Origin of the sequence: Arthrobacter rhombi, from assembly GCF_039526245.1 — a bacterium.
In the GTDB taxonomy this organism is placed as follows: Bacteria; Actinomycetota; Actinomycetes; order Actinomycetales; family Micrococcaceae; genus Arthrobacter_H; species Arthrobacter_H rhombi.
The window spans coordinates 461,165-483,269 of record NZ_BAAAIV010000012.1; the positions used below are offsets into that span (position 1 = coordinate 461,165).

Annotated in this window: 22 protein-coding genes, 1 tRNA gene and 1 pseudogene; 19 read left to right on the top strand and 5 right to left on the bottom strand. The window is 68.3% G+C overall.

Features of this window, described 5'->3' with window-relative positions; all coding sequences use genetic code 11:
- Positions 1 to 38 precede the first annotated feature (38 nt).
- A complete protein-coding gene (locus ABD088_RS12790; protein WP_343902386.1) occupies positions 39 to 317 on the bottom strand; it encodes a hypothetical protein in 279 nt (92 codons plus the stop codon).
- 25 nt (positions 318 to 342) lie between these two features.
- Between ABD088_RS12790 and ABD088_RS12795 the strand changes: the two genes are divergently transcribed.
- A complete protein-coding gene (locus ABD088_RS12795; protein WP_343902387.1) occupies positions 343 to 690 on the top strand; it encodes a hypothetical protein in 348 nt (115 codons plus the stop codon).
- Positions 691 to 932: 242 nt separating this feature from the next.
- On the opposite strand, the pseudogene ABD088_RS12800 reads toward ABD088_RS12795, so the two are convergent.
- Both ABD088_RS12800 and ABD088_RS12805 read right to left on the bottom strand, forming a co-directional pair.
- A pseudogene (locus tag ABD088_RS12800) lies at positions 933 to 1,727 on the bottom strand (M23 family metallopeptidase); the annotation flags it as partial.
- Positions 1,728 to 1,954: 227 nt separating this feature from the next.
- A tRNA-Leu gene (locus tag ABD088_RS12805) sits at positions 1,955 to 2,039 on the bottom strand.
- A gap of 159 nt (positions 2,040 to 2,198) precedes the next feature.
- On the opposite strand from ABD088_RS12805, the gene ABD088_RS12810 reads away from it, so the two are divergent.
- Both ABD088_RS12810 and ABD088_RS12815 read left to right on the top strand, forming a co-directional pair.
- Positions 2,199 to 3,527, top strand: coding sequence for a M20/M25/M40 family metallo-hydrolase (locus tag ABD088_RS12810; protein ID WP_343902311.1), 1,329 nt, complete (start codon positions 2,199 to 2,201; stop codon positions 3,525 to 3,527).
- A gap of 19 nt (positions 3,528 to 3,546) precedes the next feature.
- Positions 3,547 to 4,704, top strand: a complete 1,158-nt coding sequence (locus ABD088_RS12815) for an acyl-CoA dehydrogenase family protein (RefSeq protein ID WP_343902312.1) — start codon at positions 3,547 to 3,549, stop codon at positions 4,702 to 4,704.
- 7 nt (positions 4,705 to 4,711) lie between these two features.
- Here the strand turns inward: ABD088_RS12815 and ABD088_RS12820 are convergent, their stop codons facing one another.
- Entirely contained in the window at positions 4,712 to 4,954 is a 243-nt protein-coding gene (locus ABD088_RS12820; protein ID WP_343902313.1) for a DUF5703 family protein, read from the bottom strand.
- 44 nt (positions 4,955 to 4,998) lie between these two features.
- Between ABD088_RS12820 and ABD088_RS12825 the strand changes: the two genes are divergently transcribed.
- The 3 genes from ABD088_RS12825 (at position 4,999) to mshC (ending at position 7,474) form a co-directional block, all read left to right on the top strand.
- Positions 4,999 to 5,268 (top strand): hypothetical protein, encoded by a 270-nt coding sequence (locus ABD088_RS12825; RefSeq protein WP_343902314.1) that lies wholly within the window; start codon positions 4,999 to 5,001, stop codon positions 5,266 to 5,268.
- A 73-nt stretch (positions 5,269 to 5,341) separates the two neighbouring features.
- Positions 5,342 to 6,166 carry an undecaprenyl-diphosphate phosphatase gene (locus ABD088_RS12830; protein WP_343902315.1) on the top strand — a complete coding sequence of 275 codons (825 nt, stop codon included), beginning with the start codon at positions 5,342 to 5,344 and terminating at the stop codon, positions 6,164 to 6,166.
- A 39-nt stretch (positions 6,167 to 6,205) separates the two neighbouring features.
- Positions 6,206 to 7,474, top strand: coding sequence for a cysteine--1-D-myo-inosityl 2-amino-2-deoxy-alpha-D-glucopyranoside ligase (mshC, locus tag ABD088_RS12835; RefSeq protein WP_343902316.1), 1,269 nt, complete (start codon positions 6,206 to 6,208; stop codon positions 7,472 to 7,474).
- Between the two features lie 24 nt (positions 7,475 to 7,498).
- On the opposite strand, the gene ABD088_RS12840 is transcribed toward mshC, so the two are convergent.
- Positions 7,499 to 8,368, bottom strand: a complete 870-nt coding sequence (locus ABD088_RS12840) for a PAC2 family protein (protein ID WP_372710578.1) — start codon at positions 8,366 to 8,368, stop codon at positions 7,499 to 7,501.
- A 90-nt stretch (positions 8,369 to 8,458) separates the two neighbouring features.
- On the opposite strand from ABD088_RS12840, the gene ABD088_RS12845 reads away from it, so the two are divergent.
- The 13 genes from ABD088_RS12845 (at position 8,459) to ABD088_RS12905 (ending at position 22,103) form a co-directional block, all read left to right on the top strand.
- Positions 8,459 to 9,190 carry an HAD family hydrolase gene (locus ABD088_RS12845; RefSeq protein ID WP_343902317.1) on the top strand — a complete coding sequence of 244 codons (732 nt, stop codon included), beginning with the start codon at positions 8,459 to 8,461 and terminating at the stop codon, positions 9,188 to 9,190.
- The gene (locus tag ABD088_RS12850; RefSeq protein WP_343902318.1) at positions 9,187 to 10,371 is read left to right on the top strand and encodes a site-2 protease family protein; all 1,185 of its coding nucleotides are present in this window, start codon (positions 9,187 to 9,189) and stop codon (positions 10,369 to 10,371) included. The genes ABD088_RS12845 and ABD088_RS12850 overlap by 4 nt, the downstream gene beginning before the upstream one ends.
- A gap of 29 nt (positions 10,372 to 10,400) precedes the next feature.
- Positions 10,401 to 11,495, top strand: a complete 1,095-nt coding sequence (locus tag ABD088_RS12855; RefSeq protein WP_343902385.1) for a tRNA (adenine-N1)-methyltransferase — start codon at positions 10,401 to 10,403, stop codon at positions 11,493 to 11,495.
- 96 nt (positions 11,496 to 11,591) lie between these two features.
- Positions 11,592 to 13,367: a proteasome ATPase gene (gene arc / locus ABD088_RS12860; RefSeq protein WP_343902319.1), complete on the top strand. Its 1,776-nt coding sequence runs from the start codon at positions 11,592 to 11,594 to the stop codon at positions 13,365 to 13,367.
- 2 nt (positions 13,368 to 13,369) lie between these two features.
- The gene (gene dop, locus ABD088_RS12865; protein ID WP_343902320.1) at positions 13,370 to 14,968 is read left to right on the top strand and encodes a depupylase/deamidase Dop; all 1,599 of its coding nucleotides are present in this window, start codon (positions 13,370 to 13,372) and stop codon (positions 14,966 to 14,968) included.
- A gap of 89 nt (positions 14,969 to 15,057) precedes the next feature.
- Positions 15,058 to 15,261 carry a ubiquitin-like protein Pup gene (locus ABD088_RS12870; RefSeq protein ID WP_343902321.1) on the top strand — a complete coding sequence of 68 codons (204 nt, stop codon included), beginning with the start codon at positions 15,058 to 15,060 and terminating at the stop codon, positions 15,259 to 15,261.
- A 2-nt stretch (positions 15,262 to 15,263) separates the two neighbouring features.
- Complete coding sequence (prcB, locus tag ABD088_RS12875) at positions 15,264 to 16,043, top strand: proteasome subunit beta (RefSeq protein WP_343902322.1); 780 nt, start codon at positions 15,264 to 15,266, stop codon at positions 16,041 to 16,043.
- Positions 16,043 to 16,762 carry a proteasome subunit alpha gene (gene prcA, locus ABD088_RS12880; protein WP_343902323.1) on the top strand — a complete coding sequence of 240 codons (720 nt, stop codon included), beginning with the start codon at positions 16,043 to 16,045 and terminating at the stop codon, positions 16,760 to 16,762. The genes prcB and prcA overlap by 1 nt, the downstream gene beginning before the upstream one ends.
- A 2-nt stretch (positions 16,763 to 16,764) precedes the next feature.
- Positions 16,765 to 18,135: a Pup--protein ligase gene (gene pafA / locus ABD088_RS12885; protein ID WP_343902324.1), complete on the top strand. Its 1,371-nt coding sequence runs from the start codon at positions 16,765 to 16,767 to the stop codon at positions 18,133 to 18,135.
- 112 nt (positions 18,136 to 18,247) lie between these two features.
- Complete coding sequence (locus ABD088_RS12890) at positions 18,248 to 19,204, top strand: FKBP-type peptidyl-prolyl cis-trans isomerase (RefSeq protein ID WP_343902325.1); 957 nt, start codon at positions 18,248 to 18,250, stop codon at positions 19,202 to 19,204.
- 22 nt (positions 19,205 to 19,226) lie between these two features.
- A complete protein-coding gene (locus ABD088_RS12895; protein ID WP_343902326.1) occupies positions 19,227 to 19,622 on the top strand; it encodes an FKBP-type peptidyl-prolyl cis-trans isomerase in 396 nt (131 codons plus the stop codon).
- Between the two features lie 73 nt (positions 19,623 to 19,695).
- Positions 19,696 to 21,741, top strand: a complete 2,046-nt coding sequence (locus ABD088_RS12900; protein WP_343902327.1) for a helix-turn-helix transcriptional regulator — start codon at positions 19,696 to 19,698, stop codon at positions 21,739 to 21,741.
- Complete coding sequence (locus ABD088_RS12905; protein ID WP_343902328.1) at positions 21,738 to 22,103, top strand: hypothetical protein; 366 nt, start codon at positions 21,738 to 21,740, stop codon at positions 22,101 to 22,103. Before ABD088_RS12900 ends, ABD088_RS12905 begins: the two co-directional genes overlap by 4 nt.
- The last annotated feature ends 2 nt before the right edge of the window (positions 22,104 to 22,105 follow it).

The window sequence follows — 22,105 nt, forward strand, 5'->3', positions numbered from 1 at the left end:
TGGTCCCTTGAAGAGTAGTCCGCGGATCGGCTTCCGGCCTACTTGGTGCTGTCCTCCGAGGGCCTGGTGGGAACGGGGGTGGCCGCCAGTACCTCGAGGTCGGCCGCGACCGTATCGTCGGCGATGCCGTCGGGGAACCACGTCGGGCACAGGTCCGTCACCTGGTGGACCGTGGGGTCCGTGGGGAGGCGGTCTGCCTTCGGGAGCTCAGCGGTCAGCGTGGAGTCGAGCCAGGCGAGCTCGTTGGTCGACAGCGGACGGTCAGCGACGTCGACTGGACCAGATGCCGCTTCCTGGTCTTCCTGCTGGTAGGCCAAGCAGAGTGACGCCAACGACGGCGGAGTGCTGACCGGGCTCTCGGGTTCCGGGGTGGGTGTCCCGGGTGTGGGTGTCGGGCTGGGGTTCTCGGTGGGCTTCGGCGTGGGCGTTGTGCTCGGTGGTGCCGGGGTTTCGCTCGGTGTCGGCGTCGGTGTGGCACTCGGGGGAGTCGTGGGCTTCGGTGTAGGCGTCGCGGTTGGTGTCGCCGGAGAAGAGGCCGTGGGAGGCGCCGGCCGATGGGTCGGGGACGCGGAAGGAGTCTGGCTCGGCGGGGCCGGCCGTGGGCGCGAAGGCGAGGACGGTGCGGACGCAGACGGGGTCGGAGTGGAATGGGCTGGCGGTTTCGCAGCAGCGGTCGACACCCGTGGCTGAGTGGTGGGGACTGCTGACGTGGACGCGTTGGCAGTAGGTTCCGCACCACCTGTGGACGGCGCGGAATCGGCGGGGGTTGAGGGAGTCTGCTTTGTCGAAGTCGGATCGGGCGCGGTGCTGGAGGCCGCAGTGACATGGTCAGCGGGAAGAGCCCGTGTCCGGGCAATTCGTTGGCGTTCCGCTTCGGTGACGGGGCGCACGTGGCCGGGCAGTAACGGCAGGTACTGGGCCGGATCGACCCACTTGCCGTTGAGATAGACCTCGAAGTGCAGGTGGCATCCCGTGGAGTTGCCGGTGGTTCCTGAGAGTGCCAGCAGATCGCCGCGTCGGACGGTGTCACCGACCCGGGCAACCAGGAGCGAGTTGTGGCTGTAGGCGGTTTCCACTCCGCTTCCGTGGTCGACCCGGACTCGTTGGCCGGAGTGGCCGGCCCAGGCCGACTGGATTACTGTGCCGTCTTCGGCGGCGCGCACGGGGGTTCCGCAGGCCACTCCGTAATCCTGGCCAATGTGGATGTAGGAACCAGGCCCGGTTGGATTGAGCCGCCATCCAAACGCGCTGGTGATGCGGGTGCTGGAAACCGGGGCCGACAGGGCGAGGCCGCCGGGAAGGAGCCCGGACGGCCCGGTGGCGACGTGGAGGGCGCCGCCGGAGCGGGATACCCCCTCGCCGTTTCGGGCGCTGCCGTCAGGACTGACCTCGGACCTGACGTCCGGTTGGTAGCCGGGGCTCCACGTTTCTGCCCACGTCGTGGCGTCGGCATCGCCCAGCAGCGGGGTGCTGTCCGGAATGGCATACACCGGGCTCACCACGGGAATGGACGTGGAAGCTGAAACGGTAGCCGTCAGGGCGGGGCTTCCCGGGGCCAACTGGCCCGTCGCCGGCGCGGTTCCGAGGAAGAGGGTGCCGGTCGCGACGACGCCGATCCATTTAAGGACCGCACGCGGGGGAGTAGCGCGATGCGCCGGATGCCGCGGCACGTGCTGGCCCATTTTTCCCCCGAGGATATGGAACGTGGCCCTCCTCTTCGAACGCATCGATCGGGAGGGCTGTGGTCCACCTCACGTTACCCGTGGATGCAATCCAAGGCCAGAGCAATCGGGTGTGAAAATCCAACGGATAGTCATGTCGCGGGCGATGGCGGTATGCGGCGACATTCGGCGGCCGTCCTGCCTTGCGGGGGATCGCTGGGGGGCTCCGTCGAAGCAACCTGCTGGCGTGACGTGGGCATGAAAAAAGCCCCGGAAAACCGGGGCTTATTTCGTGCGCGGAGGGGGACTTGAACCCCCACCCACTATACGTGGACTAGCACCTCAAGCTAGCGCGTCTGCCTATTCCGCCACCCGCGCAGGTGATGCCATTCGACCGGTCCTGAAGCTCCGTGGAACTTCTGACCCGGTGAAAGCAGCGAGTAAGACTCTAACATGAGGTTTGAGTACTTCCCAATTCCGCACTCTTTGCCGTGGTGACTAGGCTGGAGCCACCCGAACAACCCGGAAGGTCAGGCCATGACGGAGCTAGGAAATCCCGGAGCCGCCGGCATCACGGCAGCCGACGAAGTCGAGGAGATCTGCCGGACGCTGATCCGCTTCGACACCAGCAACTTTGGCGGCAATGATGCCCGCCCCGAACGTCCCGCCGCGGAGTATGTGGCAGGGCTGATGAGCGGGGGAGGACTCGACCCCCAGATCTACGAATCGTCCCCTGGGCGCGCCAGCGTGGTCGCCCGCATGGAAGGCAGTGACCGGTCGCTGCCGGCGCTCGTGGTCCACGGGCACCTCGACGTCGTCCCTGCCCAGGCCGAGGACTGGAGCGTCGACCCCTTTGCCGCCGAGGTGAAGGACGGGATGATCTGGGGACGCGGGGCCGTGGACATGAAGGACATGGACGCCATGATCCTGGCCGTTCAGCGGCAGATGCACCGGGACGGCATCCAGCCCCAACGAGACATCGTCTTCGCCTATTTCGCCGACGAGGAAGCCGGCGGCACCTACGGAGCCCGGTGGATGGTGGACCACCACCCGGAGGTCTTCGAGGGGGCGGGCGAGGCGATCAGCGAGGTCGGCGGATTCTCCTCCACCATCGGCGGTCGCCGTGCCTATTTCCTGCAGACCGCCGAGAAGGGCCTGCACTGGTTGACGCTGCATGCCGGCGGGCATGCAGGACACGGATCCCAGATCAATGACGAGAACGCCATCACCCGGCTGGCCGGTGCCGTCTCGCGCATCGGGGAGTACGAATGGCCGCTCGAATACACCAAGACCACGCGGGCGCTGATGGAAGGCGTTTCGGAGCTGACCGGGATCGAGTTCAACGAGGAGGACCCCAGCGCCCTGCTCGATGCGTTGGGCAACGTCTCACGGTTCGTGGGGGCGACCTTGCAGAACACCTCGAACCCGACGGCGCTGACGTCCGGGTACAAGCACAACGTGATCCCCGGGGCTGCCGAGGCCTTCCTGGATTGCCGCACCCTGCCGGGCCGCGATGAACTGCTGAAGGAGACCCTGCGGGAATTGGCCGGGGCCGGCGTCGACTTCTCCACCGTCCACGCGGATACCTCGCTGGAGGTCCCGTTCTCCGGTGGACTGGTCGACAACATGGTTGCCTCCATCCAAGCCGAGGACCCGGGATCGGTGGTGCTGCCCTACATGCTCTCCGGCGGAACCGACAACAAGTCACTCTCCCGGCTGGGCATCACCGGATACGGTTTTGCACCCCTGCGCCTTCCCGACGAACTGGACTTCACCGGCATGTTCCATGGAGTCGACGAACGCGTCCCGGTCGATGCGCTGCAGTTCGGCACCCGGGTGCTCTCCCGGCTGTTGACCACCTACTGACCCGAAGGGACCCGCCGCCATGGAACCGATCCGTGCAATCCTCACCGATGAGCTGCTCGAGCGCATCCGCTCCCGGGCAGCAGGGTACGACGCCGCGAACACCTTCTGCGCGGAGGATCTGATCGAGTTGGGTGAAGTCGGCTACCTCAAGGCCCTGCTGCCCCTGGATCGCGGCGGGCTGGGCTGGGGCATGGAGCGCACGACGGCGGCCCAGCGCCTGTTGGCTGCCCATGCCCCGGCGACCGCACTCGCGGTGAACATGCACCTGGTCTGGTCCGCCGTTGCGCAGCTGTTGGCCGCCCGGGGGGACGAGCGGCTGGACTTCGTCTACGACTGGGTTGCCGCCGGGGAGATCATGGCATTCGGCGTTTCCGAGGCAGGCAACGACTCGGTCCTCTTCGATTCCGTCACCCGCGCCGAGCCGAGCCCCGAGGGCGGTTACGACTTCACCGGGATGAAGATCTTCACCTCGCTGGCTCCTGCCTGGACCAAGCTCGGGGTCTTCGGCAAGGAAGGGGAGAGCGACGCCGCGCGGCTGGTGCACGGGTTCATCGATCGTGCCGATCCGGGGGTCGAGACCATCGAGAACTGGGACACGCTGGGCATGAGGGCCTCGCAATCACATTCGACGAAGCTCACCGCCGCCCACGCGGACGCCGAGACGATCCACAGCACGCTGCCGACCGGACCGAACGCCGACCCGCTGGTCTTCGGCATCTTCGCCGCGTTCCTGACCCTCACGGCGTCTGTCTACGTCGGGTTGGCCGAGCGTGGTGTCGAACTCGCAGCGGAGAGGCCGGCGAAGCGCACGTCCCTGAGTCATGGGGGACGGGCGCTCGCCCAGGACCCCGATGTCCGTTGGCAGGTAGCCGACGCCGGTTTGGAAATCCTGCGGCTGGACGCCCAACTGCGGATGACCGCCCGGGACCTGGACGACGTGGTGGACCACGGCTCCTCGTGGTTCCCGCGGCTGGTGACGCTGCGCACGCATGCGGGGGACACCGCGCGGCGTACCGTCCAGCTGGCCCTGCAGGTCTCCGGTGGCGGCCAGTACTTCCGCGGCAGCGAACTCGAGCGGCTGTACCGGGACGCCCTGGCCAGCCTGTACCACCCCTCCGATGCGGAGTCGGCGCATTCGACGGTCGCCACCTGGCTGTTGGGCCCGCTGGCGGACTGAGGGCGGATCAGCCGGGGAAAACATCCAGGGTGCTGGTCACCCGCATGATCCGCCGGCGCATCCAGTACCGGCGCATACCGCCGGTATAGAGGCGAGTGGTGCGCAATTCCCATTTGCCGTACTCGGCATGGTCGGTGAGCTCACGCCGGGCATCGGCCACCGACTGGCCCGGACGCACGGTCAGGACCAGGTACTCGAAGCCGCGGGCGGTGTCGGTGAACTTCTGGGCAGGAGCTGGGGAATTCTTCATGATCTGGTATCCATTCTGCGCGCTCTGCGGGTAACGTCTAGACCATGAGCACAGATCCGCGTGTTGCCCTGCAGGCCCTGATGGCCTCGCTCGAAGAACATCTCTCCGCGGTGTCCTCGCGCCGTGGCGAGGACGACCCGGCCGTGGAAAGCGCGGTCTTCCGGATGATCGATGCGTTCGAGGAGTACGAGGACGCGTTGTACGACACCTACGGCGAAGTCACCCCGCTCGACGTCTACGACGATGACGAAGAGGACGACGACGATGGGGATTCGGACGACGCCGACTCCAATGAGGCGGACGCCAGGGGCTGAGCACCCGGCACGCGGTGCGGCACGCACCACAAATGTGGGCCTCCTACCGTGCACGTGAAGTAGTGTCTCACTCGTGAATTGGTTTGAAGCGGCCTTTTTGGGCCTGATCCAGGGTTTGACCGAGTTCCTCCCCATCTCCTCCAGCGCCCACCTGCGCATCGTGGGGGAATTCCTCCCCAACGCGGCCGACCCCGGCGCGGCTTTCACTGCCATCACGCAGTTGGGGACCGAGACCGCCGTCGTGCTGTTCTTCTGGCGGGACATCGTGCGCATCATCGGCGCCTGGTTCCGCGCCATCACCGGCAAACTGCCGCACAGCGACCCGGATGCACGCATGGGTTGGCTGATCATCATCGGTTCGCTGCCCATTGCCATCCTGGGCCTGCTGTTCCAGGACCAGATCGAGACGACCTTCCGCTCCTTGTGGATCGTGGCCACCATGCTCGTCGTCTTCGGCGTGATCCTGGCCATCGCGGACCACTTCGGCAAGCAGGAACGCGAGCTGAAGGAACTGACGTTCAAACACGGCATCTACTTCGGCCTGGCCCAGGCCCTGGCACTCATTCCCGGGGTGTCCCGCTCCGGCGGCACCATCACCGGTGGCCTGCTGATGGGCTACACCCGTGAAGCCGCGGCCCGGTACTCCTTCCTGCTGGCCATCCCCGCCGTCTTCGCCTCCGGCCTCTACCAGGTCGCCAAGAGCTTCGGCGAACCAGCCGTCTACTCCGGCGGGCAGACCCTGCTGGCCACCGTCGTCGCGTTCGTCGTCGGCTTCGTCATCGTGGGCTGGTTCCTGAAGTTCGTCTCCAGCCACAGCTACAGTGTCTTCGTGTGGTACCGGATCGCGTTGGGTCTGGTGCTGTTTGTGCTGCTGGGCTTCAACGTCATCAACGCCTAGCAGAACCCCGCTCCACCGCCTCCGAAAGGCCGATACGCTTTGCACGCTTGGTCCGCGCCCACCATCCCCTCCGTCCCCGGCACACCGCCGCCACTGCGGATCTTCGACTCCTCGACGCGTGCGTTGGCCACCCCGGCCACCGACGGCCGGGCCAGCCTGTATGTCTGCGGCATCACCCCCTACGACGCCACCCACATGGGTCACGCCGCCACGTATGTGGCGTTCGACCTGTTGCACCGGTACTGGCTCGATGCCGGGCTGGACGTCACCTACGTCCAGAACGTCACCGACGTCGACGACCCGCTGCTCGAACGGGCGACGGCCACCGGCGTCGACTGGCGGGATCTTGCCGCAGGCCAAACCGACCTGTTCCGTGGCGACATGGAGGCGTTGAACACGCTCCCTCCCCGGCACTATGTCGGTGCCGTGGAATCCGTGTCCTGGATCGTTCCCGTGGTCGAACAACTGCTGGAGAAGGGCATGGCCTACCGGGTCCCCGGAACTGACGGGGCCCCCGGCGGGGACGTCTACTTCGATTCCGACGCGGCAGCTTCGGCGACCTGGTCGCTGGGATCCGTCAGCGGCTACGACCACGAGACGATGGCCGGTTTCTTCGCCGAGCGGGGCGGCGACCCCGAACGGCCGGGTAAACGCAACACGCTGGACCCGCTGTTGTGGCGAATCCGCCGTGAGGGCGAACCCTCCTGGGACGGAGCAAGCCTCGGCGAGGGGCGTCCCGGCTGGCATATCGAATGCTCGGTCATCGCCCGGCGCTTCCTGCCGGCCCCCTTCACCGTGCAGGGCGGAGGATCTGACCTGATCTTCCCCCACCATGAGTTCTCCGCTGGCCATGCCACCGCCAGCGACGGCAAGCCACTCGCCGAACACTACGTCCACACCGGCATGGTGGGCCTCGACGGCGAAAAGATGAGCAAGTCCCTGGGCAACCTGGTCCTGGTTTCCAAGTTGCGCGGCGCCGGGGAAGACCCCATGGCCGTGCGTACCGTCTTGGTCGGCCAGCACTACCGCACCAACTGGGAATGGACTCCCGCATTGCTCGAGCAGGCCAAGACCCGTCTGGCTGCCTGGCGGGAACGGGCAGCAACCACCAGTACGGACCGCGCCGCCGAGCTGGCGACCGCACTTCGTTCCCGGTTGGCCCAGGACCTGGACTCGCCGGCTGCCGTGCGGGAGCTCGACGCGTGGGCTGCCGAATCGGCCGACACGGATGCGTCCGATGCCGGGGAAGGAGCGGTCCACGCGGTCATCGACGCACTGTTGGGTGTCCGTCTGGCTCCGGCGAACTAGCGGCTCCTGCGCGGGGCGGCGGGCTCAGCTGTCGTTCCCGCCGTCCCTGCGCTTGAGGTAGCGCTCGAATTCGCGGGCGATGGATTCCCCGCTGGCTTCGGGCAGCTCGGTGGCGTCCTGCGCCTGCTCGAGCTGCTGCACATAGGCGGCAACTTCGGGGTCCTCTGACGCCAGTTCATTCACCCCGCGCTGCCAGGCCTCGGCCTCCTCGGTCAGCGCCGTGAGCTCAAAGGGTGTGTGCAGCACCTCCTCCACCTGCCGCAACAAGGCCAGGGTCGCCTTGGGGGAGGGGGACTGGCCGACATAGTGCGGCACCGCAGCCCAGATCGACGCGGTGGGAAGTCCTGCCGAATCCGCGGTTTCTGCCAGCACTCCCAGGATGCCGGTGGGCCCTTCATAGGTGGTGCGGTCCGCGCCGAGCACGCCACGCAACGATTCGTCCTCGCTGGAGAGGCTGGCGGGCAGTGGCCGGGTATGGGGAACATCGGCCAGCAGCGCCCCGACGAGGACCACTGCCTTGACGTTCTGCAGTTCGGCCTGTGTCAGCAGCTCCGCGGTGAACGCCTGCCACCGGTAGGTCGGCTCGGTTCCACGGACCAGGAGCAGGTCGACCCCGGTTTCGGCCAGCGGCGCCCGGTACATGCGGGTGCTCGGCCAGCGGATGGTCCGTTTGCCCGCCGCATTGCGGCGCACGCTCGGACGGGAAAACTGGTAGTCGTAGTAGTCGTCCTCGGACAGCTGGCCCACTTGCTTGGCCTCGAACGTCTTGGCCAGGAACCGCAGCGCGTCGCTGGCGGCGTCACCGGCATCATTCCACCCCTCGAAGGCGACCACCATGATGGTGGGCCGCCTGCCGGATCCGGGATGAGCCTCGGCCGCAATCAGCTCGGGCAACGAGCCGTGCGTTACGTTTTCCTCTGCCACGGTCTCACCCTAGCGCGAACACTGGCCGAGGCAACGGCCTCGCCCAAGTAGAATTGGGGTATGAGCGCCTTTTCCCCCCACGCCCTGCGCGGCACGAATGCCTTTGACGCCCATGCCGGACTCCAAGCAGTGCTGTGGGACATGGACGGCACCATCGTCGACACCGAGCCCTACTGGATCGCCGCGGAAAAAGACCTGGTGCAGCGCCACGGCGGCCACTGGAGCGACGAGGACGCCTTCCGCCTGGTGGGGCAGGCCCTGCCGACCAGTGCCGGCATGCTCCGTGACGCCGGAGTCGACCTCGGGATCCGCGAAATCATCGACGAGCTGACGTCCCAGGTCATGGAGGGGCTGCGCACGGATACCGTGTTCCGTCCCGGGGCCCGCGAACTGCTCGCGGACCTGCGTGCCAATGGTGTGCCGTGTGCGCTGGTCACCATGTCGGAGGAACCGCTGGCCCGGCTGGTGGCCGAAGCGCTCCCGGAGGGGACGTTCGACTTCCTGGTCACCGGGGACATGGTCTCGGCCGGCAAACCCGATCCAGCGCCCTACCATCTGGCCTTCGACACCATGTCAGACCGCATCCAGGGACTGCAGCGTCGCCGGGTCGTCGCACTGGAGGACTCGGTCCCCGGCGTGCGCTCGGCCGTCGCCAGCGGCATCCCCACCATCGCCGTGCCCCACATCGCCACCCTGCCCGAGGACGGCGGCTGGACCGTCTGGCCCACCCTCGAGGGTGTTGGCGCCACGGACCTCGATGCCTTCGTGACCGTTGCCGGGGCGACTGCGTGAGCGGCCCGTCCCAGCACGCCAACGCCGGGGGCCAGCCGGCACCGCCGGCCGATGCGCATCAGGAGAAGCGCCCGGGCATCCCGCTGGGCCGCATCGGCGGGGTCCCGGTCTACCTGGCCTGGTCCTGGTTCCTCATCGCCGCCTTCATCCTGCTGGTCTTCACCCCCAACGTGATGCGCGCGCTGCCGGGCATCGGCCTGGGCGCCTACGCGGTGTCCTTCACCTACGCCGTGCTGCTGGCCCTGTCGATCCTGGTCCACGAGCTCGCCCACGCGCTGTGTGCCAAGGCCTTCGGCTGGCCCAACGCCCACATCGTGCTCACCCTCTGGGGCGGACACACCCAATTCGGCAGCTTCCACGCCACCCCGGGCAGGTCCCTGGTGGTCGCGTTGGCGGGTCCGGCGGCGAACTTCGTGTTGGCCGGGCTCGGCTACGGCCTCGAAATGACCCTGCAACCCACCGGGGTCTTCGGCCTGCTGCTGAACATCCTCGTCTGGGCCAACTTCCTGGTGGCGCTGTTCAACGTCCTGCCCGGGCTTCCGCTCGACGGCGGGCGGTTGGTCGAATCCGCGGTCTGGGCCGGAACGGGCTCGCAGGAGAAGGGCACGGTGGCCGCCGGCTGGGCCGGACGCATCATCGTCATCGGCATCGCCGCCTACATGATCCTGCTGCCGCTGCTCAACCGCCAGCCGGTGGACCTGCAACTGACAGTGGTCGCCGTGCTGCTCTGCGGATTCCTGTGGATGGGCGCCAGCGGGGCCATCACCGATGCCCGCATGCGCCTGCGCCTGCCGCGCATCTCGGCGTCGGAGCTGATGGAGCCGGCCAGTGCGCTGCCGGCGTCCTCCGTCGTCGCGGACATCGACCGCCGCCTGATGCAGGTGCCGGGACACATCCTGCTCTGCGCCACCTCGGGGCTTCCCGAGGCCGTCGTGGACCGGGCCTCGGTGGACTCGGTCCCCGCACCGCTGCGCAACACCACCCCGTCGGTCACCGTGGCCCGCGCACTGGCTCCCGGCGCCGTCGTGCGGGCCAGCCGTTCGGGACGCGACCTGATCACCTACCTGGCCAGCCTGGACGGCAGCGAATACGCGGTCGTCGACGACACCGGACGGATCGTGGGCCTGCTCAAGCAAGGCACCGTCGTCTCCGCCATCACCGGCAAGAAGGCCGCTTCATGAACCACCCAGCCAACGGAACGAGCCCCATCATGCCCGAAACCCCCGCCCATCCCGCAGCCCCGCATGGCTCCGCACACCGCAGGGGCCCCTTCGCCCCCGGTGACCGGGTCCAGCTCACCGACGAGAAGCGCCGGATGAACACGGTCACCCTGACCCCCGGCGGCCAGTTCCACACCCACCGCGGGGTGCTGGACCACGACACGTTGATCGGTGAGCCCGAGGGCATCGTCGTGGAGAACTCCGAGGGCCGGCGCTACCAGGCGCTGCGCCCGCTGCTGAAGGACTTCGTGCTCTCCATGCCGCGCGGTGCGGCCGTCGTCTACCCCAAGGACGCCGCGCAGATCGTCACGATGGGCGATATTTACCCCGGGGCCCGCGTGCTGGAGGCCGGTGTCGGTTCCGGCGCGCTGTCGATCTCGCTGCTGCGCGCTGTCGGGGACGCCGGCTACCTGCACAGCATCGAACGCCGCGAGGAGTTCGCCGACATCGCCCGCGGCAACGTCGAGACGATCTTCGGCGGCCCGCACCCGGCCTGGAACATCAGCATCGGCGACTTCCAGGACCAGGCCACCGCCACCGAGGAGCCCGGCTCCATCGACCGCGTGGTGCTGGACATGCTCGCCCCGTGGGAATGCGTCGATTCGGTGGCCACCGTCCTGGCGCCCGGAGGCGTCTGGGTCAACTACGTCGCCACGGTCACCCAGCTCTCCCGCACCGCTGAGGCCATCCGCGCCGACGGCCGCTTCACCGAACCCGAATCCTGGGAGTCGATGGTCCGCGGCTGGCACCTCGACGGCCTGGCCGTGCGCCCGGACCACCGGATGGTCGCCCACACCGGTTTCCTGCTCACCACCCGCCGTCTGGCCGACGGGGCCGCCGGCATCCCGGGACAGAAGCGCGTGAAGAACACCGAATTCGCCGCCGAGGACCTCAACGCCTGGACCAAGGAGCACGACGACGATGCCTGGGCCGCGCCGAACCTGGGCGAACGCGGGGTCTCGGATAAGAAGCTCCGCCGTGCCGCCAAGGATGCGAAGTCGATGAAGCAGCGCGGGGCCTTCCGTGACGCAGACGGCAACGGGCTGGACCCCGAGGATTTCCCGGAGCCCGACGCCGACCGCTGACACCTGGCGTTAACACAGCGGGCGCGCGGGGGCCGGGGGTGGCTACGATGAAGACAACGGCCCCCGCGGGGGCAGACGGCAACGAAGGGTGCTCACATGCCGGAGAACACGACACCAACCCCCGGGCCCGAGGGGGCGGGGCGCGACGCACGGCTGCAGAGCCAGCTCGACATCGCCGAGCGCCAGCTCAATGTGCTGCGTGACAAGGCACGGAACCTGGACCGCCAACTCGGCACCGCCACGGCGAACAATGGCCGGCTGACCGCCATGCTGGAGCGCACCCGCGACCAGATCGTCACGCTCAAGGGAGCCCTCGACCAGGACGGGGACACCCCGTTCACCTTTGGCACCATCGTGTCGCTGAATGCCCGCACGCACCCGGCGGCCGGGACGGCCATCGCCTCCACCGCGGTGCAGAGCGCGGACATCATCCAGGGCGGACGCAAGCTGCGGGTGGCCATCAGTCCCTTGCTGAACTTCGAGGCGCTGCAGCTCGGACAGGAAGTGCTGCTCAACGAGTCGCTGACCATCGTCGCCGGCCTCGGGTTCGAGGCCTCCGGCGAACTCGTCTCCGTCAAGGAGGTCATGGACGACGGGCGGGTCCTGGCCGTCGGACGCGCCGATGACCAGAAGGTCATCCGCCTGGCCGGACCACTGCTGCGCGAGAAGGTCAGGGTCGGCGATTCGCTGGCCATCGACCCGCGCACCGGCCTGGCCACCGAACGCGTCCACCTCTCCGAGATGCAGTCCCTCATCCTCGAAGAGGTCCCCAACATCACCTACGCCGACATCGGCGGGCTGGGGCCGCAGATCGAGCAGCTCCGCGACGCCGTCGAGCTGCCCTTCCTGCACCAGGACCTCTACCGCGAACATGGGCTCAAGGCGCCCAAGGGCATCCTGCTCTACGGGCCCCCCGGTTGCGGCAAGACGCTCATCGCCAAGGCGGTCGCCCATTCGCTGGCCGAACGCACCGCCGAACTGCGCGGAGGGGAGAGCGCACGCAGCTACTTCCTGAACATCAAGGGCCCCGAACTGCTGGACAAGTACGTGGGGGAGACCGAACGCCACATCCGGCTGATCTTCTCCCGGGCCCGGGAAAAGGCGGCAGGCGGGAACCCCGTCGTCGTCTTCTTCGACGAGATGGATTCACTGTTCCGCACCCGTGGCACCGGCGTCTCCTCCGACGTGGAGACCACGATCGTCCCACAGCTGCTCAGTGAGATCGACGGCGTCGAGAAGCTCGACAACGTGATCATCATCGGCGCCTCCAACCGTGAGGACATGATCGACCCGGCCATCCTGCGCCCGGGCCGGCTGGACGTGAAGATCAAGGTGCTGCGCCCCGATGCCCAGGGCGCCGCCGAGATCTTCGCGAAATACCTCACCACCGACCTGCCGCTGCACGCCGACGACCTGGCCGAGCACGGGGGCAACGCCGAGGCGGCGGTGCAGGCGATGATCCGCCAGACCGTGGAGGCGATGTACTCGACCGAGAAGGAGAACGAGTTCCTGGAGGTCACCTACGCCAACGGCGAGACCGAGACGCTGTACTTCAAGGACTTCAACTCCGGTGCGGTGATCCGCAACGTGGTGGACCGGGCCAAGAAATCGGCCATCAAGGACCTGCTGACCTCCGGCGAACGCGGCCTGCGCATCGAGCACCTGCTGCGCGGGGTCATCGAGGAGTTCCACGAGCACGAGGACATGCCCAACACCACCAACCCCGACGATTGGGCGCGGATCTCCGGGAAGAAGGGCGAGCGGATCACCTACATCCGCACGATCGTCCAGGACAAGTCCAGCGCCGCCACCGGACGCAGCCTCGCGGGCGAGCCCGGGCAGGGGTACTCGAACACGGGGCAGTACCTGTGAGCGTGCGCCGGGTGATCGGGCTCGAGACCGAGTTCGGGGTGCTCGCCCCGAGCCAACCGGGGGCGAACTCCACGATCCTCTCCGCCCAGGTCATCAACGCGTATGCGGCCACCGTGCGCTCCGGGTACGGGCACCTGGCCGGCACCCGCTGGGACTATGCCGACGAGGCGCCGCTCTCCGATGCCCGTGGCTGGAACATGTCACGGGCCGTCGCCGACGCCTCGCAGCTGACCGACACCCCGCGCGAACTCACCGCCGAGGAGATCGCCCTGGCTGGCGGCGACTCCCGGGCCGGACAGACCCTCTACAGCGAGGAGGACGGCGACGGGCATGTGCTGATGAACATGGTGCTGGGCAACGGTGCACGGCTCTACGTCGACCACGCCCACCCCGAATATTCGTCCCCCGAAACCACCGGCCCCCACGCCGCGGTGCTCTACGACCAGGCGGGGGACCAGGTGGCGCTGGCCGCCCAACACCGGATCGCCGAGTCACCGGGATTCGCCGAGGTGCTGCTCTACAAGAACAACACCGACAACAAGGGGGTCAGCTACGGGGCGCACGAGAACTACCTGATGCCCCGCTCGACCCCCTTCGACGACATCGCCGCCGGGCTGCTGCCCTTCTTCGCCACCCGGCAGATCCTGTGCGGGGCCGGACGCGTCGGGTGCGGGATGACCGGGAAGGACCCCGGCTACCAGATCAGCCAGCGCGCCGACTTCTTCGAGGCCGAGGTGGGGCTGGAGACCACCATCCGCCGTCCCCTGGTCAACACCCGCGACGAACCCCACGCCACCTGGGAGAAATACCGGCGACTGCACGTGATCGCCGGGGACGCGAACCTGGGCCAGGTCTCCACGCTACTGCGCGTAGGCACCACCGCTCTGGTGCTCACCCTCCTCGAGGCCGGTGCCGCCCCGTCGCTTGCCTTGCGTGACGCGGTGGCCGCAGTGCAGCAGATCAGCCACGACCCGACCCTGCGCACCGTCGTCGAACTCGCAGATGGTCGGCGGATGCGGGCGCTGGACATCCAGCAGGCCTACCTCGACGCCGCGCGGGACCACTGCTCCCGCACCGGTGCGGACGATGCCCAGACCCTCGACGTGCTCACCCGCTGGCAGGACACCCTGGACGCCCTGTCCCGGGACGTGGCCTCGGCGAAGGCCACCGTGGACTGGGTCGCCAAACTGGATTTGATGAACCGCTACCGCGACCGCGACGGGCTCGCCTGGGATGATGACCGGCTGGCGATGATGGACCTGCAATGGGCCGACATCCGCCCCGAAAAGGGGCTGTACCACCGGTTGGCCGCGCGTGGGCTGATGGAGACCCTGTTCACCGCGGACCAGGTCCATTCCGCCGTCGTGCATCCGCCCGAGGACACGCGCGCCTACTTCCGTGGCCGCTGCCTGGGCGCCTACCCTGACGACGTCCTGGGTGCCAGCTGGGATGCGGTGACCTTTTCCATCCCCGGACGCCCCGGCACCCAACGCATTTCCACCCCCGAACCGCTGCGGGGCACCCGCGAACTGGTCGGCGGGCTGTTCGACGCCGGGCTGGACGTCGGCGCGTTCGTCGACGAGCTGCGCCGCGGCAGCTGACGGGGCCCGGGACGCCGCCGTGACATGCGGCGCAACAGTGACAAGATAGAGGCATCGGCGGTACGCCGCCCCGAGATGAGGAGCACCCCATGGCACAGGAACAGCAACGGCACCAGCCCTCCACCCAGGAGCAGGAAGTGGACGACGCCGGTGCGCCGGCACCCGCGCCGGCCTCACCTGCCGCGCAGGCCCAGACGCAGGACGTGGACGACCTGCTCAACGACATCGACGGGGTCCTGGAGACAAATGCTGAGGAGTTCGTGCGCGGTTTCGTGCAAAAGGGCGGACAGTAGCCGTGCAGACCCCCGACGGACCGTCCTTCGTCGACTACCTGGTGCGTGAACGCCCCGACCTGCTGCCGGCCCGCGAGGCGGTCCCGGCCCCCGAGGGGCTGCGCCACGCCACCACGATCGCCGCCCTGGCGTATGACGGCGGGGTGGTCATGGCAGGTGACCGGAGGGCGACCATCGGCAACGTCATCGCCAGCCGGCACATGGAGAAGGTCTTCGCCGCCGACCACTACTCGGTCGTCGGCATTGCCGGTTCGGCCGGCATCGGGCTGGACCTGGTCCGGTTGTTCCAGGTCGAGCTCGAGCACTACGAGAAGATCGAAGGGGCGCTGCTCAGCCTCGACGGCAAGGCCAACCGGCTCGCCGCGATGATCCGCTCCAACCTGGGCCTGGCCATGCAGGGGCTCTCCGTCGTCCCGCTCTTCGCCGGGTACGACCCGAGTCAACAGGCCGGACGGATCTTCTCCTTCGACATCACCGGCGGCCGGTTCGAGGAGATCGAACACCACACCATCGGTTCCGGCTCCGTCTACGCCCGCGGTGCGCTGAAGAAGCTCTGGCGCCCGGGCCTGGACGCCGCCGCGGCCATCCGCGTGGCCATGGAGGCGCTCTACGACGCGGCGGATGACGACTCCGCCACCGGGGGGCCCGATCTGGTCCGGCACCTGTGGCCCGTCCTCTACCGCGTCGACGCGCACGGCTCCTTCCGCATCCCCGACGAGGAGCTGTCCCGAATCGCCCACGAGATCGTCGCCGAACGCTCGGCCACAGCCCGGGAGGCCTGATGAGCGCCCAGTTCTACGTTTCGCCCGAACAACTGATGAAGGACCGGGCGGACTTCGCCCGCAAGGGCATCGCCCGCGGACGCTCGGTCATCGTGGCCAGCTGCCGCGACGGGATCGCCCTGATCGCCGAGAACCCCTCACGGACCCTGCGCAAGATCGGTGAGATCTACGATCGGATCGCGTTCGCCGCGGTGGGGAAGTACAACGAGTTCGAATCGCTGCGCCAGGCAGGCGTCAGGTACGCCGACACCCGCGGCTACTCCTACGACCGGGAGGACGTCACCGGCCGGGGGCTGGCCAGCGTGTACGCGCAGAGCCTCGGATCCGTGTTCACCGCCGACACCAAGCCGTTCGAGGTCGAGCTGGCCGTGGCGGAGGTGGGGGAGGACCCCGCCACCGACCAGGTGTATCGGGTGAATTTCGATGGATCCATCTCCGACGAACCCGGGATGGTGGTCATGGGCGGTGATGCCGCGGCGTTGGCGACCGCCCTCGACGGCGCCTGGGCCGGCCGGGACCTGGCGTCCTGTGGTTTCGGCGACGTCATCCGCAGCGCGGCGGCCGCCCTGCCGCAGCTGGCAGGCACGCCGACCGCCGACCTGCTCGAGGTGGCCGTGCTGGACCGGGTGCCACCGCCCGCCAGCGGCACCCGCCGCACGTTCAGACGTTATTCCAAGGACGAGGTCATCCAGACCCTCGCCGGAGAGGACGGTGCCTGAGCATGGACCGCCGCATCATGGGGATCGAAACCGAATTCGGGATCGCGTACTCCTCGCCCACCGGACGCCCGCTCACCCCGGAGGAGGTGGCCCGCTACCTGTTCAAACCGGTGGTGGCCTGGGGCCGCAGCTCCAACGTCTTCCTCACCAACGGGTCCCGCCTGTACCTCGACGTCGGATCGCACCCCGAGTACGCCACCGCTGAATGCGACGACGTCGCCCAGCTGATCAGCCACGACCGGGCGGGGGAGTCCATCCTCAACGGGCTGGTCACCAGCGCCGAGGAGCTCATGCGCGCCGACGGGCTGGACGGGTCCATCTACCTGTTCAAGAACAACACCGACTCGGCCGGCAACTCCTATGGCTGCCACGAGAACTACCTCATCCCGCGCAAGCTCGAGTTCTCCCGGCTGGCCGAGATCCTCATCCCGTTCCTGGTCACCCGGCAGCTGATCGCCGGCGCCGGCAAGGTCCTGCCGGTGGACGGCGAACACCGCTACGCGTTCTCGCAGCGAGCCGACCATGTGTGGGAGGGCGTCTCCTCGGCGACCACCCGGTCCCGACCCATCATCAACACCCGCGATGAGCCCCACGCCGACGCGGAATACCACCGGCGCCTGCACGTGATCGTCGGGGACTCGAACATGTCCGAGACCACCCAACTGGTCAAGCTCGGCTCCACCGACCTGATCCTGCGCATGATCGAGGCCGGGACCATCATGGAGGACCTGCGCCTGGAGAACCCGATCCGCAGCATCCGGGAGATCTCCCACGACCTCACCGGACGCCGGACGGTCCGCCTGGCCAGCGGGCGGGAGCTCAGCGCCCTGCAGCTGCAGGAGATCTTCTTCGCCAAGGCCAGCACGTTCCTGGAACGCCACGGCGCCCACACCCCCCACGTGCCCCGGGTGATGGACCTGTGGCGCCGAGCCCTCGACGCCGTGGCCAGCGGGGACGCCTCCGGCATCGACACCGAGATCGACTGGGCCATCAAGCACCGGCTCATCCGGCAATACCAGGACAGGCACTCCCTGGAGCTCTCCTCCCCGCGAGTCGCCCAACTCGACCTGACCTACCACGACATCAACCCGCAACGCGGTCTGTTCGGGCTGCTGCGCTCCCGCGGGAGCGCAGCCACCGTCGTCCCCGAGGCTGACATCGCCGACGCAGCCGAGAACCCCCCGCAGACCACCCGGGCCAAATTGCGCGGCGACTTCGTCCGCGCGGCCAAGGACGCGGGACGGGACTTCACGGTGGACTGGGTCCACCTCAAACTCAACGACCACGCAGGGCAAACCGTGTTGTGCAAGGACCCCTTCGCCAACACCGATCCGCGGGTCGAGGAGCTCATGGGACTCATGGGCCCCCGCTGATCCGGCGCGCCGCCTCAGCCCATTCACAGGCAGCGACCCTAAGCTTGACGTGGCCTGAACGCCGGGAAACCGAGCGCGGCGGGCCCCACCAGACCAATGTACGACGACGAAAGTGGATTTTGTGCGCAAGCTGCTGGCACTGGTTCTCGGGGTGGCGCTGCTGGCGCTGACCGCCTGTGGATCCGGAACCCCGAAGACCGTGGGCGCGGCTGAGCCGCTGTCCTCCATCAAAGTAACTCCCGGGGCGGACGACAACACCGCCCCGAAGGTCGAGTTCGACACGCCCATGAAGGCCACCGCCCCCGGGGCCAAGGTCATCGAGGAAGGTGACGGCGCGGAGATCAAGGCCGGGCAGGACGTCAGCTACAAGATGGTCGGCTACAACACCAAGGACGCCAAGGAGATCGGCAACACCTTCACTCAGGCACCCTTGACCCTGTCGGTGGAGGACGCCCTCAAGAAGCAGGACGCCGAGATCTACGACGTGCTGCTCGGCACCAAGGTCGGATCCTGGGTCGCCTACGTCCGCCCGGACGACACCGCAGCAGCCACCGAGGGTGCCTCGAAGTCGGCCGAGCCGGCAGAAGCCGCGCAGGTGCTGATCCTCAAGGTCCTCGACGCGAAGGACACGCCACGCAAGCTCTCCCAGGATGACGTGAAGAAGCTCAAGGACGATGGCGCCTTGCCGACTGTCGAGTTCAAGGACAACAAGCCGACCATCACCATCCCGAAGGGCAAGGACGCGCCCTCCGATCTGGTAGTTGACGTCCTCAAGGAAGGCGACGGCACACCGGTCGGCAAGGGATCCACCGTGACGGCCAACTACGCCGGTGTGCGCTGGGACGACGGAAAGGTCTTCGACTCCAGCTACGACAAGGGCAAGCCGCTCGACTTCGACATCAACGGCGTCATCAAGGGATGGACCGAAGGACTCGACGGCATCAAGGCCGGTTCCCGCGTGATGTTGACCATCCCCGGATCGATGGCCTACGACGGACAGTCTGGGGCGCCGCAGGGTACCCTCGTATTCGTTGTTGACGTGAAGTCGGTCAAACCGGCTTCCAAGTAGGGACCAGGAAAGGACACCCATCTTGTCTTTTGGAAAGCGCGAATACGATCGCACCAAGCCCGAGGTTGATTTCCCCGGCACGACCCCGCCAGCAGAGCTGGGCATCGAGGACCTGATCGTCGGTGACGGCGCCGAGGTGGCACCGGGCACCACGGTTTCCGCCCACTATGTGGGTGTCGCCTGGTCGACCGGCGAGGAATTCGACGCCTCATGGAACCGCGGCGAGCCGCTGGACTTCCGCGTCGGCGTCGGCCAGGTCATCCAGGGATGGGACCAGGGGCTGATCGGGATGAAGGTCGGCGGACGCCGCCGCCTCGAGATCCCCTCGCACCTGGCCTACGGCGAACGTGGTGCAGGAGCTGCCATCGCCGGCGGCGAATCGCTGATCTTCGTGGTCGACCTGGTGGACGCCCGCTAACCCGGCCACCACCGTTGACGGCGTCGCCCCTGGCCTGGGGCGGCGCCGTCGTGCTTTCTAGTAACGTAAGCGTGTGTCTGCCAAACGAAACCCGGGTGCGCCCTCGCGCACGGAGAAGCTCGTCAGCCTCACCTATGCGCTGATGTCCCGCCGCCGCGGCTACACGCGTGCCGAACTGCGCGGCATCGTGGACGACTACCGGGGCCTGTCCGACGACGCCTTCGAGCGCAAGTTCGAACGCGACAAGGAGGACCTCCGCGGCCTCGGCGTCCCGTTGGAAACGATCCTCGGAGATGCCTATTATGGCAATGACCGGCAGGACGCCCACTACGTCGTCCGCCCCGAAACGTACCGCCTGCCCGCCGTGTCCTTCGCCCCGGCGGAGGCCCTGGCCCTGGGCCTGGCAGCCCGGGTCTGGAAGGACCCCACCATCGCCAGTGCCGCCGACCGCGCCTTCAACCGGCTCTCCCCGGCAGCCGATGGTCCCGACGTCGCGGGCGCATCCTTCGAGACCTTCGAGCCGCGCATGCACGCTGCCGATGCCGTGTTCCGCGATCTGCTCGCCGCCGTCTGGGACCGCACCCCCATCCGTTTCACCTACCGCCCACCCTCCGGGGAGGCCGCGGTGCGCACCATCGAGCCCTGGGGCATCGGCAACCGGTTCGGGCACTGGTACCTCGTGGGCTGGGACCGCGATCGGGAAGGACAGCGGATCTTCCGGCTCTCGCGGATCAGCTCCGAGATCGCCCGCCGCCCCGGTACCGTCGATCGCCCCGAGGGTTTCCGCATCGGAACGGTGTTGGACTCCCTGGATCCCGACTCGGCCCGCCAACGTGCCACGGTCCGGCTGGCGCCCGGTCGCGGCCTGGCACTGCGCAGCCGCGCCATCGACCCCGGCGATACCCCCGGCGTGGACTCCCCGGAGGGCGGCAACAGTGGTGCCGACACCATCAGCTTCGACTACCAGGACGACGAGGCCACTGCCGCCGAGCTGGCCGAACTCGGCCCGGCCATCGCCGTGCTGGCCCCGGAGACCCTGCGCGCCGCCGTCGTCCGCCATCTTTCGGGAGCCCTGGAAGCGGCGCGGATCCCGGCCCCGGCCTACACGTTCGGCCAGGCGCGCAGCGGTGGGCGGCCGTCCTCCTCGGACGTCGTGGCGCGGGCGCTGGACATCATCGCCTACGTGGTCCGCGAAGGTGCGCCACTGATCGATGAGACGGCGGCGCACTTCGGGCTGAGTCGTCGCCGTCTGATCGACGACCTCGCCATGATCCAGATGTGCGGTGTCCCCAACGGGCTTCCCGACGAGCTGATCGATGTGGACTTCGAGGGCGACCGCGTGTCCATCGCCAACGCCGAGGGGCTCTCCGCGCCGATCCGGCTGAACCTGCTCGAGGCGTTTTCCCTGCTGGTGGGGCTGCAGACCCTCCTGGACCTGCCCGGGGGACAGGACCGCGACGCAGCACGCGGCGCCTTGGAGAAGCTGCGCGGTGCTGCGGGGGAATTCGGCGACATGGACCAGATCGCCTCGGCCCGGCTCTCCGCGACCGAGGCCTCGGCAACGCGCGACACCGTCACCGCCGCGGCCGCCGGCGACCAGGTCCTGCATCTGAGCTACTACCACCCGGGGCGCGACGACATCAGCGAACGCGACGTGGAGCCGATCCGGCTGCTGGAGGACGCCGGCCGGACCTACCTGCAGGCCTGGTGCCGGCGCGCCGGCGGTCGCCGGAACTTCCGGCTCGACAGGATCCTGGGCGCTGAACCGACGGGGGAGACCTACCTCCGCGACCCCGCACGCCATGCAGCCGCCGAGGGGACTTTGTACACCCCGGCCCCCGAGGACACGACGGTGGTGCTGGGCTTCGCCGCGCGGTTGCACCGCCTGGCCGACGAGTTCGCCCCGGTGCAGAGCACCAAGTCCCCGGACGGCACCCTGGTGGCTCAGGTCGGCATCGCCGAATCCGCCCAGCTGCCGGGCCTCGTGGCCCGTCACGGGGGAGAGCTGCGCGTCATCGACCCCCCGACGGCCGTCGACGCCGTCCGCCGCTGGTTGGAGGCCGCCCTGGCCGCCCATGCCGACCGGCAACCCCACGCCCCGACCGAGGAGAACGCATGATGCCCTGGTGGTTCTGGATCCTGTTGTGGACCGTGCTGGTCCTGGCCGCGCTCGTCGTCCTGGCGCTGTGTGCCTTGCACCTCTACCGGCGGTTCATGGCGATGTTCACCGAGGTCACCGAGGCAGGGGACGCGCTGGTCTTGCCCCCGGGCGACCCCCTGGAGGAGAACCTGTCGGCCGGTCCCCGTCCCGCTGCGGGTGCCGCTGTGCTGTTCAGATCCCGCGAGGATGCGCGCACCGAATACGACGACGGAAAGCTCACCCGCCGACGGGGCAGGCGGCAGCGCCGGATCGAGGGAAAACGTGCCCGCGGACAGGCCCAACGCGTCCGCGACCTGTACCCGCGTGACGTAGACTTGTAGGC

What these genes read in the sequence shown, in the direction of transcription:
- ABD088_RS12810 (WP_343902311.1), top strand. Translation starts at nt 2,199, where the DNA reads ATGACGGAGCTAGGAAATCCCGGAGCCGCCGGCATCACGGCAGCCGAC.
- ABD088_RS12815 (WP_343902312.1), top strand. Translation starts at nt 3,547, where the DNA reads ATGGAACCGATCCGTGCAATCCTCACCGATGAGCTGCTCGAGCGCATC.
- ABD088_RS12820 (WP_343902313.1), bottom strand. Translation starts at nt 4,954, where the DNA reads ATGAAGAATTCCCCAGCTCCTGCCCAGAAGTTCACCGACACCGCCCGC.
- ABD088_RS12825 (WP_343902314.1), top strand. Translation starts at nt 4,999, where the DNA reads ATGAGCACAGATCCGCGTGTTGCCCTGCAGGCCCTGATGGCCTCGCTC.
- ABD088_RS12845 (WP_343902317.1), top strand. Translation starts at nt 8,459, where the DNA reads ATGAGCGCCTTTTCCCCCCACGCCCTGCGCGGCACGAATGCCTTTGAC.
- ABD088_RS12855 (WP_343902385.1), top strand. Translation starts at nt 10,401, where the DNA reads ATGCCCGAAACCCCCGCCCATCCCGCAGCCCCGCATGGCTCCGCACAC.
- arc (WP_343902319.1), top strand. Translation starts at nt 11,592, where the DNA reads ATGCCGGAGAACACGACACCAACCCCCGGGCCCGAGGGGGCGGGGCGC.
- ABD088_RS12870 (WP_343902321.1), top strand. Translation starts at nt 15,058, where the DNA reads ATGGCACAGGAACAGCAACGGCACCAGCCCTCCACCCAGGAGCAGGAA.
- prcA (WP_343902323.1), top strand. Translation starts at nt 16,043, where the DNA reads ATGAGCGCCCAGTTCTACGTTTCGCCCGAACAACTGATGAAGGACCGG.
- pafA (WP_343902324.1), top strand. Translation starts at nt 16,765, where the DNA reads ATGGACCGCCGCATCATGGGGATCGAAACCGAATTCGGGATCGCGTAC.
- ABD088_RS12905 (WP_343902328.1), top strand. Translation starts at nt 21,738, where the DNA reads ATGATGCCCTGGTGGTTCTGGATCCTGTTGTGGACCGTGCTGGTCCTG.